This is a genomic window from Aliisedimentitalea sp. MJ-SS2 (assembly GCF_032586155.1).
Lineage (GTDB): Bacteria > Pseudomonadota > Alphaproteobacteria > Rhodobacterales > Rhodobacteraceae > JAWHTC01.
Genome location: NZ_JAWHTC010000003.1, coordinates 394,391 through 407,867 on the forward strand (window position 1 = coordinate 394,391; position 13,477 = coordinate 407,867).

Consider the following 13,477-nt stretch of genomic DNA (forward strand, 5'->3'; position numbering starts at 1 on the left):
TGACGTTTTGCAATGAATCCGACCAAACTTGTCGCCACTGGAGGGGAGCAACCTTCTACGTTTTCACATCCGGTCGCAATGGCCGGAACAAAGCTGTCCGACAGGGACGGCACATCAGGAAGAGGTAAACATGAAAAAAACCGTATTTCTTGGCGCACTCACAGTGGCCGGCCTTGCCGCCGGTGCTGCGGCTGCGGGCACGCTGGATGACGTGAAAGCCCGTGGCAAGCTGAACTGTGGTGTGACCACCGGCCTCGTGGGCTTTGCCGCCCCCGACGCGAACGGCGAATGGGACGGCTTTGACGTCGCAGTCTGCCGCTCGGTTGCCGCAGCCGTTCTTGGCGATGCATCTGCTGTCGAATTCGTGCCCACCACCGGCAAGACCCGCTTCACCGCGCTTGCCTCGGGCGAAGTTGACGTGCTGGCCCGGAACACCACCTGGACCTTCTCGCGTGACGTCGACCTCAAGTTCACCTTCGTTGGCGTGAACTACTATGACGGCCAGGGCTTCATGGTTCCCAAGGAACTGGGCGTTTCGTCGGCCAAAGAACTCGATGGCGCAACCGTCTGCATCCAGACCGGTACCACCACCGAGCTGAACCTGGCGGATTTCTTCCGCTCGAACAACATCAGCTACGAGCCGGTTCCGATCGAAACCAACGCCGAAGCGCAGCAGCAGTACCTGGCTGGCGCATGCGACGTTTACACCACCGATGCCTCGGGCCTGGCCGCAACCCGCGCCACGTTTGAAAACCCGGGCGACCACGTGGTTCTGCCGGAAATCGTCTCGAAAGAGCCGCTTGGCCCGCTTGTCCGCCACGGCGACAACGAATGGGGCGACGTGGTGCGCTGGACGCTGAACGCGCTGATCACCGCTGAAGAGCTGGGCGTGACCTCGGCCAATATCGGCGAGATGTCGGCAGCTGCGACCAACAACCCGGAAATCAACCGTCTGCTGGGCACCGAGGGCAACCTCGGCGAGATGCTCGGCCTGTCGGCCGACTGGGCGAAGAACGCCCTGATGGTCAACGGCAACTACGGTGAGATCTTCGAGAAGAACATCGGTGAGAACACCCCGATCGGCCTGTCGCGTGGTCTGAACGCGCAATGGACCGATGGTGGCCTGCTCTACTCGCCGCCGTTCCGCTAAGACCTACGGAGAAGGGCGCGGTTTTACCCGCGCCCTTTTTCCTTTCCCAAAGAGAATCGGATTCGCAAGAGCGGGGAAAACCCCGCCAGAGACAGGGTCCGGACAACAACAGGGACGTCATCCATGACAACGCTTTCCGACCCTCCCAAGGAGGGGTTTCGGCTATCGCAGCTGATCTACGACACCCGCTATCGTTCCATGACGATCCAGGTTGTCGCCCTGATCGGGTTTCTGGTCCTGATCGGCTGGCTGATATCCAACACCGCGCAGAACCTCGCCGCATTGGGCAAGGAACCCTCGTTTCGGTTCCTGACCGATCCAGCCGGCTATGACATCAACCAGCGCCTGATCGACTATACCAACCAGGACACCCATCTGAGGGCAGCCTTCTCGGGCGTGCTCAACACACTGCTGGTGGCCTTTTTGGGCTGTATCACGGCCACGATAATCGGCGTCTTTGTCGGTGTGCTGCGCCTGTCGAAGAACTGGATTGTGTCGCGGCTGATGGCGGTTTACGTGGAAATGTTCCGGAACGTGCCGGTGCTGCTGTGGATCGTGCTTGTTATGGCGATCCTGATCGAAAGTCTGCCACCGCCCAAGGCCTTCCGTGGCGAGAACGCCACGTCCGCGATGATGCTGAACGACACCGTGGCGATCACCAATCGCGGCATCTATGTGCCTGAGCCGATCTTTGGCCGTGACGCTAAAGACGATAAGGGAAACTTTCTGGATGAGCCGACCGGCTGGCGCGTGGGCCTTGGCGATATCGCCATCGGGGCCAATGCCGAGGACGGGTCGTGCAAACGCTATTACGCCACCGAAGGCCCCGGCGCAGGCGAACCCGATACCGGGTGCGGCACCTTCCAGATCAGCCTTGATCTGATGGCCGTGCTTCTGGTGCTCTTTGGCGGGTTCTATGCCAGCCATCGCATCAAGACCCGTGCCGACCATATCCAAGAGGCCACGGGCGAGCGCCCGACCACCTGGTACCTGCGCTTCGGCGTCGTGGTCGTGCCGATGGTGATCCTGCTTTACGTGCTGGGCTTCTATCTTGGCTATCCCGAGCTCAAGGGCTTCAACTTCAAGGGCGGGACGCATATGCGCAACTCGCTGATTGCCCTCTGGCTGGCGCTGTCGCTCTACACGGCCGCCTTCATCGCGGAAATCGTCCGCGCCGGGATCATGGCGATCAGCCACGGTCAGACCGAAGCCGCCGCCGCTCTGGGCCTGCGCCCCAACCGGATCATGTCCCTCGTGGTTCTGCCGCAGGCGCTGCGTGTCATCATTCCGCCGCTGATTTCCAACTGGCTGAACCTGACCAAGAACAGCTCGCTGGCCATTGCCGTGGGTTACATGGACATCACGGGCACGTTGATGGGCATCACCCTGAACCAGACCGGTCGCGAACTTGAGACCGTGATGCTGGGCATGCTGATCTACCTGACCATCTCGCTGAGCATCTCGGCAGTGATGAACTGGTACAACAACAGCGTCAAACTGGTGGAGAGATAAGATGAGCGATATCGGATTTGTCCGCAAAGAGATGGTCCCGGAACAGGAGCCACCGGCCTCGACCACGGGTGTGATCGGCTGGATGCGTGAAAACCTGTTCTCGGGCTGGTTCAACACCGCGCTGACCATCGTCTCGGTGTTCTTTCTCGCCATGATCCTTATGGGTCTTGTACCCTGGGTCCTGTCACCGACCTGGAAAGCTGCGTCGCTGAATGAGTGCCGTGACATCCTGCATGAAATGGGCCGCGAGGGCCATTATGCGGGCGCGTGCTGGGGCGTGATCCGGGATCGTTGGGTGCAGCTGTTCTTTGGCTTCTATCCCGCCGACTTGTATTGGCGCCCGATCGTGGCGATTGCCCTTCTGGGTGTGGCACTGGCGCCTGTCCTGTTCTCGGACAAGGTCAGTCCAAAACTGTTCTGGTTCACCGCGATTTTTCCGGTTCTATTTCCCTGGATGCTTTGGGGCGGCGCCTTTTGGACGCCGTTGCTTGTGGTTGCGGGATTTGTCTTGGCGTATTTCGTTTACAGCTATGTTGAACGGGTGGCCTCATCGCTTTTGGCGCTCATCGCGGCGATCCTGTTCGCTGTGATCTGGTTCGTCTGGGGCGTCGGCACTGTGTCAGGGGTTGTTAATACGTCGCTAGGGGCGGCCCGGCTCGACGGTCAACTGGAACAGGTGACGACCGAGATCACCAGGCTGGAGGCCGAGGTGGCAAGGCTCGATGGCGAAATCAAAACGGCCGAAGACGCTGTCACGGCTGTTATGGAGGCCGGTGACAGTGCTCGCGAAAGCGGTGGCGATGCGTTTCGAACCTTGATCGCCGAAGCGCGCGTGCCGCGTAATGTGCTTGGGGCGCTGCGGGCCGAAAAGGGGATTGTCGATACCAATCTGTCTCATCTCAAGTCCTACAAGCGTCGGATGGAACTCTTGCCGGAGCTTGTCGAAAAACTGCCCGGCCTGCGTGAAGCGGCGGCGGTGGCACGCGATGCGTTGCCAGCTTCGGTATCTCATGTCACCACCGAAGCCGGGTTAGACAAGTTCAAAACCCGCATCTCGGATGAGGGGCTGGATATCCTGCAAGACGACATGAAAGCCCTTGAGGCGGTGCTCAAGCAGGAAAACGAAGTGCGCTTCACCGAAGGGTCAATTGATGTGACCTATGCAGATGCCGCACGGATTGGGCTGCGCCCTGTCGAAAGCCGTAACTTTGGTGGGTACATGCTGTCGATCACCATCGGTGTGGTTGCAATTGCAGTTTCCCTGCCTTTGGGCATTCTGCTGGCGCTGGGGCGGCAATCCAACCTTCCGCTTCTCAAATCGCTCTGTGTCGGCTTTATCGAGTTCATTCGAGGGGTGCCTTTGATCACGCTTCTGTTCGTGGCCTCTACTCTTCTCAATATTTTCCTGCCACCGGGGACGAATTTCGATATCATCCTGCGGGTGATCATCATGGCCACGCTGTTCTCGGCCGCCTACATGGCCGAGGTGGTGCGCGGCGGTCTCGCCGCGTTGCCCACGGGACAGTATGAAGGGGCCGACAGTCTCGGCCTGAACTACTGGCAGAGCCAACGGCTGATCATCATGCCGCAGGCGTTGAAAATCTCGATCCCGGGCATTGTTTCGTCCTTCATCGGGCTGTTCAAGGATACCGTGCTGGTGTCGATCATTGGCCTTTTGGATCCCTTGGGTCTCTCCAACGCCGTCCGGGCCGATGCTGCCTGGAATGGTATCGTGTGGGAGATCTACGGGTTCATCGCGCTGTTGTTCTTCATCGTGTGTTTCTCGATGTCCCGCTACTCCATGTATCTCGAGCGCAAGCTCCATACCGGCCGCTAAAAGGAGGGTTCCAGTATGTCTGAACTCGCAACCGACCGTGAAATCGACCGCTCGCATATGTCCGTTTCGGACGAGGTCGCCATTGAAATCGCAGGCATGAACAAGTGGTACGGCACGTTCCACGTTCTGCGCGACATCAACCTGACCGTTCAGCGTGGCGAACGCATCGTGATCTGTGGCCCCTCGGGGTCCGGTAAGTCGACGCTGATCCGCTGCATCAACGCGCTGGAAGAGCACCAGCAGGGCAAGATCGTTGTCGATGGCACCGAACTGTCGAACGACCTCAAGAACATCGACAAGATCCGCCGCGAAGTCGGCATGGTGTTCCAGCACTTCAACCTGTTCCCGCATCTCAGCATTCTCGACAACCTAACCCTTGCGCCGATCTGGGTTCGCAAGACCCCGCGCAAAGAGGCTGAAGAGATCGCCATGCATTACCTGGAAAAGGTCAAGATCCCCGAACAGGCCGACAAGTTCCCCGGTCAGCTTTCGGGTGGTCAGCAGCAGCGTGTGGCGATTGCCCGCTCGCTCTGCATGCAGCCGCGGATCATGCTGTTTGACGAACCCACGTCGGCGCTTGATCCCGAGATGATCAAGGAAGTGCTCGACACCATGATCGAACTGGCCGAGGAAGGCATGACCATGCTCTGTGTGACCCACGAGATGGGCTTTGCCCGTCAGGTCGCAAACCGCGTGATCTTCATGGATGCCGGCCAGATCATCGAACAGAATGAGCCCGAGGAATTCTTCGGCAACCCGCAAAGTGACCGGACCAAGCTGTTCCTCAGCCAGATCTTGGGTCACTAAAATCTTTCTGGACAATCAGATTGAAAAGGGCGGGGATTTCCCCGCCCTTTTCTTATTCATTCCCGCCAACGGCCCTCTCGAGCACATAGTGACAAGTGCACCAATATTTGCGTATTGGCGCGATATGCACGCACCTGGCGTTACCGACATCGGCTTTTAAGTAGGCACAGCATTCGGATTGCTTCGAACTTCTAATACGTTTCGACCTATTGTTGAGGCACAAAAAATTGTCGAAACGCGCAAGAGCTATAGAGCAAGAGCTATAGAGGTTGTGTGAGTTTCGAGACCAAGCCGTGCCTCAACTGAATCTCGAAACGCTTTAGCAATTATTCTGCATCTAACCGGCGCCAGTCCGGATCAGGCCGATCGCTCACAAGATTTGGCTCGAGCCAAGCTATTAACCCCAGTCGATCATATCAGCGTCAGCACATCCAACCTTTGCCAGAATGGCAGGTAGCCGCCGGTCTCGTCGGTGCGTTAAGCCTTGGCAAAGGCCTGCTCATAGGGCGGGCGGTCGCCCGGGGCCAGGCTGCGGCTGCCGTCAACAGCAGCCATCTGGTCAAGCATATCCTGCGCAGTTTCCCCCCTGTATTTCGCCGCATAGTATAGCGTCTCGGCCCGCACTGCCGAGCCAGAGGTCACAAGCGCAGCTATCGCATTCTGCGCCTCTGCGTAAACCGGTGCTTCGTCGTCAATGTACCGCGCCACCTCATAGATCGGATCGGGCGCCTCGGACTCGATGACGACGAGCCGCCCGCCGGGTTTCACGATCCGCGCGGCTTCTTTCATGGCCGCAAACCGATCCTGCGCGTGGTGCAGGCTTTCGCTGAACACCGCCAGGCCAAAGGCATTGTCCGGCAGGCCGGTCTGTTCGCCGGTTCCGGCCAGAAAGGTTGCCCGCCCGCTGTCCCGGGCGCATTGCAGAAAGGCGGGGTTGGGCTCGATCCCCGTAGCATTCGCGCCAAGCAAGACCAGTTCTTCGGTCACCTGACCTCTGCCGCAGCCGATATCGATCACGTCAAGTCCGGCAATATCGCCGACACTGCGCGCCATCGCTTCGGGGATGGAAAGAAAATCTCGCTTGTTCATGGTTCCCTCCTTCGCAAAGCCATCGGGTTTCCACATTCGAAGACCGGGTGTCAGTATGGCGCCTCACAGACCTTCCAGAAATGACTGTGCCTTGCTGACCCACAGGTCGGGCTCAGCGGTGGTGGCGTAATGGCCCAGCACGCTCCTGACCTCGTGATACGTCACCTCCGTCTCCGCTTTGCGCATGGCCCTACAGATTTCCGGGCCGATCGCAGCCGGGTAAAACTCGTCATGGTCGCAGAGCACGTAGAACATCGCGGCCCGGATGCGATCCAACCGGTCCGAGACATCGAAGGCGCCGATGGCCTCGTTTAGTCGCACCAAGCTCAGCGGCCCTCAACCCAATGCGTCCAACCAACCGCGGCGTGGGCCGAGGCATAGTCCGGATCGATCCCGATGGCACCCTCCGCAAGTTGCCGGGCCTCGCGGATCCCTTCTATATGGTGGGCGTGGATCAGATGCGTCGCCTGCACGACCGCCTCCCAGGCCTCGAAGCTGCGGGTGCCCAAGGACCAGACCCGCGCCTGCTCGCCTTCGGTCAGTCGCACCTGAAGCTGGGTGACGATATCCTTGGTCAGCGAATCCTGAATTTCGAGGATGTCGGCCAGCTTCCGGTCGAACCGCTCGGCCCAGATTTGCCGGTTCGAGGTACAGTCAACCAGTTGCGCGGTCAGGCGCACCCTGTCACCCACGACCTGAAGCGCGGATTTCAGCACCGCCTGCTCGTCGGACGGCCGCTCCACGGTGGCGCTGTGACCTTTCAGGGCGTCCGGCAGGCTCAGATCGATGATATCGAGATCCGATAGCTTGGTCAGCGTCGTGACGATTTCAGTCTGCAGTCCAGCGGCGAGGTCAGCACCGCGCCGGGAATTGCCAAGCACCCCGAACGGCAAAATCGTCAGTGTCTGACGCGCGACCCGACCCACGACGCCTTCCCGCCCGTTCTCGCCGATCTGCTGCGAAAGCGATTGCATCAGATTCTGCGTTTCCCAACTCGGGTCGATGTCCAGTTCGTCCCGCAAAAACCGGGCGAACGCCCGGTATTCCTGAACCGCCTCCGACGCCCGTCCGTCCCGGGCCAGCAGGTCCATCAGAATCCGCCGGGGCGCTTCCGCCATCGGATTCACCCGTATTGCCCTTTCGGCGAATGTCAGCGCTTTCTGCCCGTCGCCCGCCCTCGCGCACCGCGTCAGGGCAAGCTGCAACGCGTCCTGCCGGTGCCGCCGCTCGATTGCAAGCCAGTCGTTCCACCTTTCCCCGGCAATATCAGTTCCGGCCAGAAAGTCAGCGGGCGCGATCCGCAGAAGGCTGTCAGCCGCCACATCCGGGTCATCCCGGAGGAACCGGTCCAGAACCAGCGTGTCACTTTCATAGCGCGCCGTGTTGAGACCCACGAGGTCGCCTCTGGTCACAACAACACCGACGCCCATGATCCGACGCAGCCGTTCCATCGCCTTCCTGAGGGTTTGCCGGGCCTGCCGGGCAAACATGCGCTCCCACAAAACGTCGATCAGTTCCGCGCGTGGCACCATCGCGGGGTGACTTGCATCGAGGTAGGCGATCAGCGCGGCCAACTTGGGTGTCACCGGCAGTATTGTCCCATCCCCTAGGCAGAACTCGGGATTTCCCAAAAGGCGGGCCAAAATCGAGTTAATCGACATCGTCTTCCCTGGCGCCATTTTTGATTTGTTCGAGCATAGCACTGGAGAAATGTCCGTTCCGATGAAATATCCCCCTTCAGCGAGACGGTTCGTGCCATGCCAGTCAAAATATCGGCATCAACTTCTTGGGCTATCTTTGGCGGCGACCCCCAGCCGTACTGAATGAGAAAAATGCCGTCATGCGCTGAAAACGGTTGTTCAGTACTACGCAATAGATGGCAACTTTGTCCCGCAGTGCGGTCCTTGGTACAACCGGCAGACTATGACCGCTCAGAGCCCAATGCAGACCAATCAAATTACGCAAAACGCACACGTAACGGACAGTCTCGCAGCGTTGCGTTCGAACCTTTGCTAAACGGCAGCGTGAATAGCGGATCTTCGAACTGCAACGATCGGTTTTGTGGCACTTACGCTGTCAGGCGGTCTCTTGCGCCAAGCTCGTGCATCCGCGATCGGCCATGTAGCTGGCGGTATCAAGCATGCGGTTCGAAAACCCCCATTCGCTATCGCGCTACGACATGACCCTGACCGGCGTTGGCCAATTCACCCCTGTTGTCATTGACCGGCCCGGAGGCGAACACAGCGATCTCGGGTGGCGTGGAAAACCCGTCGCAAAACGCCTGCGACACCGGGGTGTCACATTGCCGGGTTTCAAGGGGTGACGAGCCGATCAACTCCACATTCTGAAAACCGGCAAATCGCGCTTGCGTGCCGCCGATATCTGCAACCAGGCGCCACGAAGACGTCTAGCCAATCCTCTTCGATTTATCAGGCAAGGCCATTCCGCAACCGAAAGAACACTGCTGTATTACCGGGAAGATCGAAACCGATCGATTGCGATTGCCCGCTCCAAGCGATGGCTTCGCTGTCACATGATGCCGGACCATGACCTGATCCGCCGAATTCTTCGGCGTTGCTGTTCAGCAAAACGTCCCAACGCCCCTCGTTGGGAACGCCCAACCGATAGCCTTCTCGCGGGGTCGGCGTGAAGTTGCAGACCACAAGTACGGGATCGGTGCCATCTTTGCCCTGTCGGACCCAGGCATAGACCGAGAGGTCCGATTGGTCGACTTCGAGCCAGTAAAACCCGCTGGCGTTGCAGTCGGTCTGATACAGCGTCGGCGTTTCACCATAGACGTTGTTCAGCGCCTTAACCCAGCCCTGCATGCCGCTATGCCAGGCATGGTCGAGCAAATGCCAATCCAGCGATTGGTCGTGGTTCCACTCGGCGCCCTGGGCAAATTCCTGGCCCATGAACAACAGCTTCTTGCCGGGATGGCCCCACATGAAGCCGTAATAGGCGCGCAGGCAGGCAAATTTGTCAAAGCCGTCGCCCGGCATCTTGGACAGCATCGAACCCTTGCCGTGCACCACCTCGTCGTGGCTGATAGGCAGCATGAAGTTTTCCGAAAACGCGTAAGTCAGGCCGAAGGTCATCTGGTGATGGTGATGCGAGCGGTGGATCGGGTCGCGCCCGATGTAATCCAGCGTGTCGTTCATCCAGCCCATGTTCCACTTGAAACCAAAGCCCAACCCGCCCTGATCCGTTGGTTTGCTGACCCCGGGAAAGGATGTGCTTTCTTCGGCCACCATCATCACACCGGCATCGGCCTTGTAGACCAGCTCGTTGGTGCGCTGCAGAAAGGCGATGGCTTCGAGGTTTTCGCGTCCGCCATGTTCATTGGGCACCCATTCGCCGTCGTTGCGCGAATAGTCACGATAGAGCATCGAGGCCACGGCATCGACGCGCAGCCCGTCAAGGTGGAACTCCTTGATCCAGTAAAGCGCGTTGGCGACAAGGAAATTCTGAACCTCGCGCCGACCGTAGTTGTAGATCAGCGTGTTCCAATCCTGGTGGAACCCTTCCCGTGGGTCGGCATGTTCATAAAGCGGTGTTCCGTCGAACTGGCCAAGCCCATGTTCGTCGGTCGGGAAATGCCCGGGCACCCAGTCGAGCAGAACACCCAGCCCGGCGCGGTGACAGGCATTGACGAAATGGCGGAATTCGTCGGGCGTACCATAGCGGATGGTGGGCGCGAACAGGCCGATGGGCTGATAGCCCCACGAGCCGTCAAACGGAAACTCCGAGATCGGCATCAGCTCGATATGGGTGAAGCCCATGTCGCGCACATAGGCGACCAGCTCGCTTGCAAATTCGAGATAGCTGAGCGGTCGGTTGCCGTCCTCGATCTTGCGCTTCCATGATCCCAGATGCACTTCGTAGATCGAAATTGGTTGGTCGTGGCCGTTGCGCTCGGCGCGGGTGGCCATCCACTCATTATCGGACCAGGCATAGTCACCCAGATCGCGCACCACCGAGGCGGTTGAGGGCGGATGCTCGGCCCCGAAGCCGACCGGGTCTGCCTTGAGCGGCAGGACATTGCCCGCCTGATCGCGGATCTCGTATTTGTAGATGCTGCAGTCGGGCAGGGCCGGGACAAAGATTTCCCACACGCCGGTGGTTCCGCGCGACCGCATGACATGGCGGCGACCGTCCCACTGATTGAACTCGCCGACGACCGATACGCGGGACGCCGACGGTGCCCAAACGGCGAAATGCACCCCTTTGGTGCCCTGATGGGTCATCGGATGTGCGCCGAGGCTGTTCCACAATTCCAGATGGGCGCCTTCGGAGATCAGATATTCATCCATCTCACCCAGAACCGGGGCAAAGCGATAGGCGTCCTCCTGCTCCCAGGTTGTGTCGCCGCTTTTGGCCCGCAGACGATAGGGACCGGTGGCCACGCCCTTGCGGACATAGCCGGAAAACAGCCCGCGCCCGTCGAGCCGGTGCAACACCGCCTCGCGTTTGCCGGTCTTGCCATCCAGAACCTCGACGCTTTCTGCGCCGGGCACCAAAGCTGTCACACTCCAGCGCCGCCCGTTCTTGTGCGGTCCGAGAACGGCAAATGGATCGGACATGGTGCCGGTCAAAAGCGCCTCGTGCGTGGCGGCATCGAACCCCGGATCATAGGTTAGCGTGGTCATTTCGACTCTCCTGCAAGGGATGCAACACCCCAGATGGCATCGGCGTACCCCTGAATGGTGCGGTCGGACGAAAACCATCCCGAATGGGCCGTGTTCAGCACGGCCATGCGTGCCCAGGCATCCTTGTCGGCAAAGCCTTTGTCGACCTGACGTTGTGCAGCCCAATAGGCGTCAAAGTCGGCTGCGACCATGAAGTAGTCATCGCGCAACAGCTTTTCGAGCACCGGCCAGTGGCGCGTTGGCTCCCCCGGAGAGTAGACCCCCTCGCGGATCTGGTCGATCACTTCCTTCAGGATCGGACTTTGATCGATATAGGCCTGTGTGTCATAGCCTGCGCGCGCCGCCTCGACTTCCTCGGCGGTCATGCCGAAGATATAGATGTTGTCGTCGCCGACATGGTCGCGGATTTCCACATTGGCGCCGTCCAGCGTGCCGACAGTGACGGCACCGTTCAGGGCAAATTTCATGTTGCCCGTGCCCGAGGCCTCTTTACCTGCGGTTGAAATCTGTTCCGACAGGTCCGTTGCCGGGATCAGGATTTCCGCCATCGAGACGTTGTAGTTGGGCGGATAGAGCACCTTGAGCCGATCGCCGATTACCGGGTCGCTGTTGATCGATACGGCGATGTCATTGATCAGCCGGATGATGTTCTTGGCATCCAAATAGGCCGGCGCCGCCTTGCCGCCAAAAATCTTGACCCTCGGGGTCCAGTCTGCATCGGGGTCGCGGCGGATCGCATTGGCCAGCGCCGCGGTTTCAAGCGCGTTCATCAACTGGCGCTTGTATTCATGGATACGCTTGATCTGGACATCGAACATGGCGTCGGGCGAAATCTCGATGCCCATCCGATCCTTGACCCAACTGGTCAGCATTTGCTTGTTGTCCTGCTTTACCTGCATGAACCGGGCGCGGAAATCGGCGTCATCGGCCAGCGGAGCGATCTTTTCCAACTGCTCCAGATCACAGACCCAGTCGGTTCCAATCGTCTCGTTCAACAGATCGCGCAGACCACGGTTGCAGCCATGCAGCCAGCGGCGCGGAGTCACGCCGTTGGTCTGGTTCAGGATACGCTCGGGGTAAACCTGATGCAGATCGCTGAACACTGTCTGTTTCATCAGGTCGGTATGCAGCGCCGAGACGCCGTTGACCCGGTTGGCGCAGGCAAAGGCCAGCGTGCCCATGTTCACCTTGTTGTCTTCGACGATGCGTGCGGTAGCCTTGGCGGCCGCAGCGTCTTTGCTCAGACGTGCGTCGATCCGCTCAATCAGTTGCATGTGGCGGGGCAGGGTGTCGGCCATCAGGCGCGTGTCCCAAGCCTCGAGCGCCTCGGGCAACAGCGTGTGGTTGGTGTAGTTCAGCGTGCCCTGGGCAATTCCGAAGGCGTCGTCGAAATCAAACCCGTGCGTATCGATCAGCAGCCGGATCAGTTCCGGACCGGCAATCGCGGGATGGGTGTCGTTCATCTGGATCGCCACCTTGCTGGGCAGCGCGCGCAGATCGCCATTGTGGGTCAGGAACCGGCGCAGAAGGTCCTGCAACGAGGCGGCGGTAAAGAAATACTCCTGCTTCAGCCGCAGGGCCTTGCCGATTTCGGTGCTGTCATCGGGGTAAAGCACCCGGCTGATCGTTTCGGCCAGAACCTCGGGCGCTGCGGCTTCCATGTATTCGCCACGGTTGAAGGGCTCGAGATCAAAGATCTTCTTTGGCTTGGCCGACCAGAGACGCAGCGTGTTGGTCCAACCGGCACGCCAGCCCGGTACCGGGGTGTCGTAAGCCTGAGCGCTGACAACATCGGTCGGGGTCCAGATGGCATTGCCGCCGGTCTCGTTCACTTCGCCGCCAAACCCGATATCATACAGGCATTCGGCCCGCTCAAATTCCCAATTGTGCTGCTGGCGCAGCCAGCCCTCGGCCATTTCCACCTGACGTCCGTCTTCAAAGGACTGCTGGAACAGGCCATGTGCATAACGGATGCCGTACCCGTAGGCCGGGATACCCAGACAGGACAGGCTGTCGAGAAAACAGGCCGCCAGACGCCCCAATCCGCCGTTGCCGAGCGCCGCGTCAGGCTCGTCACAGACCACGTCGGCGAAATCGACGCCATGCGACGCCAGCGCGCTGCGCGCGGCGTCTTCCAGCCCGAGGTTGTTGACCGCGTCTTGCAGAATTCGGCCCAGCAGGAACTCCATCGACAGGTAGTAAACCCGTTTGTTGTCCTGTGCATAGGTGCGACGTGTGGCTTCGAACCAGGGGTCGATCAGCTTGTCCCGGACCGCGCGCGACAAGGCCAGGCGCCAGTCGGTGGTCGACGCGGCGTCGGGCGTTTTTCCCACGGTGTTCGCCAGATGAAAGTCGATGGCGCCCGCAAGGCTGCCTGTATCGTTGAAATCTCGCATGTTCTTTTCCGTCATGTGTATTGTTCTCAAAGCCCGA

8 protein-coding genes and 1 pseudogene are annotated in these 13,477 nt (G+C 59.7%); 4 read left to right on the forward strand and 5 right to left on the reverse strand.

Annotated features, from left to right (window positions below; all coding sequences use genetic code 11):
* The first annotated feature begins 130 nt into the window (after positions 1-130).
* The 4 genes and pseudogenes from RXV86_RS14565 to RXV86_RS14580 all read left to right on the forward strand — a co-directional run bounded on the left by RXV86_RS14565 (position 131) and on the right by RXV86_RS14580 (position 5,306).
* Complete coding sequence (locus RXV86_RS14565) at positions 131-1,150, forward strand: amino acid ABC transporter substrate-binding protein (RefSeq protein WP_316300973.1); 1,020 nt, start codon at positions 131-133, stop codon at positions 1,148-1,150.
* Positions 1,151-1,273: 123 nt separating this feature from the next.
* Complete coding sequence (locus tag RXV86_RS14570) at positions 1,274-2,662, forward strand: ABC transporter permease subunit (RefSeq protein ID WP_316300974.1); 1,389 nt, start codon at positions 1,274-1,276, stop codon at positions 2,660-2,662.
* Positions 2,663-3,854: 1,192 nt separating this feature from the next.
* Positions 3,855-4,499 (forward strand): annotated as a pseudogene (locus RXV86_RS14575) (amino acid ABC transporter permease); the annotation flags it as partial.
* A 15-nt stretch (positions 4,500-4,514) separates the two neighbouring features.
* A complete protein-coding gene (locus RXV86_RS14580) occupies positions 4,515-5,306 on the forward strand; it encodes an amino acid ABC transporter ATP-binding protein (protein WP_316300975.1) in 792 nt (263 codons plus the stop codon).
* A 477-nt stretch (positions 5,307-5,783) separates the two neighbouring features.
* On the opposite strand, the gene RXV86_RS14585 is transcribed toward RXV86_RS14580, so the two are convergent.
* From RXV86_RS14585 to RXV86_RS14605, 5 genes are all read right to left on the reverse strand, one after another.
* Entirely contained in the window at positions 5,784-6,395 is a 612-nt protein-coding gene (locus RXV86_RS14585) for a class I SAM-dependent methyltransferase (protein ID WP_316300976.1), read from the reverse strand.
* A gap of 63 nt (positions 6,396-6,458) precedes the next feature.
* Entirely contained in the window at positions 6,459-6,719 is a 261-nt protein-coding gene (locus tag RXV86_RS14590) for a hypothetical protein (RefSeq protein ID WP_316300977.1), read from the reverse strand.
* Positions 6,720-6,721: 2 nt separating this feature from the next.
* Positions 6,722-8,056, reverse strand: coding sequence for a BTAD domain-containing putative transcriptional regulator (locus RXV86_RS14595; protein ID WP_316300978.1), 1,335 nt, complete (start codon positions 8,054-8,056; stop codon positions 6,722-6,724).
* Positions 8,057-8,824: 768 nt separating this feature from the next.
* The gene (gene glgB, locus RXV86_RS14600) at positions 8,825-10,978 is read right to left on the reverse strand and encodes a 1,4-alpha-glucan branching protein GlgB (protein WP_316301087.1); all 2,154 of its coding nucleotides are present in this window, start codon (positions 10,976-10,978) and stop codon (positions 8,825-8,827) included.
* Between the two features lie 62 nt (positions 10,979-11,040).
* Positions 11,041-13,455 (reverse strand): glycogen/starch/alpha-glucan phosphorylase, encoded by a 2,415-nt coding sequence (locus tag RXV86_RS14605; RefSeq protein ID WP_316300979.1) that lies wholly within the window; start codon positions 13,453-13,455, stop codon positions 11,041-11,043.
* Between the last annotated feature and the right edge of the window lie 22 nt (positions 13,456-13,477).

What these genes read in the sequence shown, in the direction of transcription:
- RXV86_RS14565 (WP_316300973.1), top strand. Translation starts at nt 131, where the DNA reads ATGAAAAAAACCGTATTTCTTGGCGCACTCACAGTGGCCGGCCTTGCC.
- RXV86_RS14570 (WP_316300974.1), top strand. Translation starts at nt 1,274, where the DNA reads ATGACAACGCTTTCCGACCCTCCCAAGGAGGGGTTTCGGCTATCGCAG.
- RXV86_RS14580 (WP_316300975.1), top strand. Translation starts at nt 4,515, where the DNA reads ATGTCTGAACTCGCAACCGACCGTGAAATCGACCGCTCGCATATGTCC.
- RXV86_RS14585 (WP_316300976.1), bottom strand. Translation starts at nt 6,395, where the DNA reads ATGAACAAGCGAGATTTTCTTTCCATCCCCGAAGCGATGGCGCGCAGT.
- RXV86_RS14595 (WP_316300978.1), bottom strand. Translation starts at nt 8,056, where the DNA reads ATGTCGATTAACTCGATTTTGGCCCGCCTTTTGGGAAATCCCGAGTTC.
- glgB (WP_316301087.1), bottom strand. Translation starts at nt 10,978, where the DNA reads ATGTCCGATCCATTTGCCGTTCTCGGACCGCACAAGAACGGGCGGCGC.
- RXV86_RS14605 (WP_316300979.1), bottom strand. Translation starts at nt 13,455, where the DNA reads ATGACGGAAAAGAACATGCGAGATTTCAACGATACAGGCAGCCTTGCG.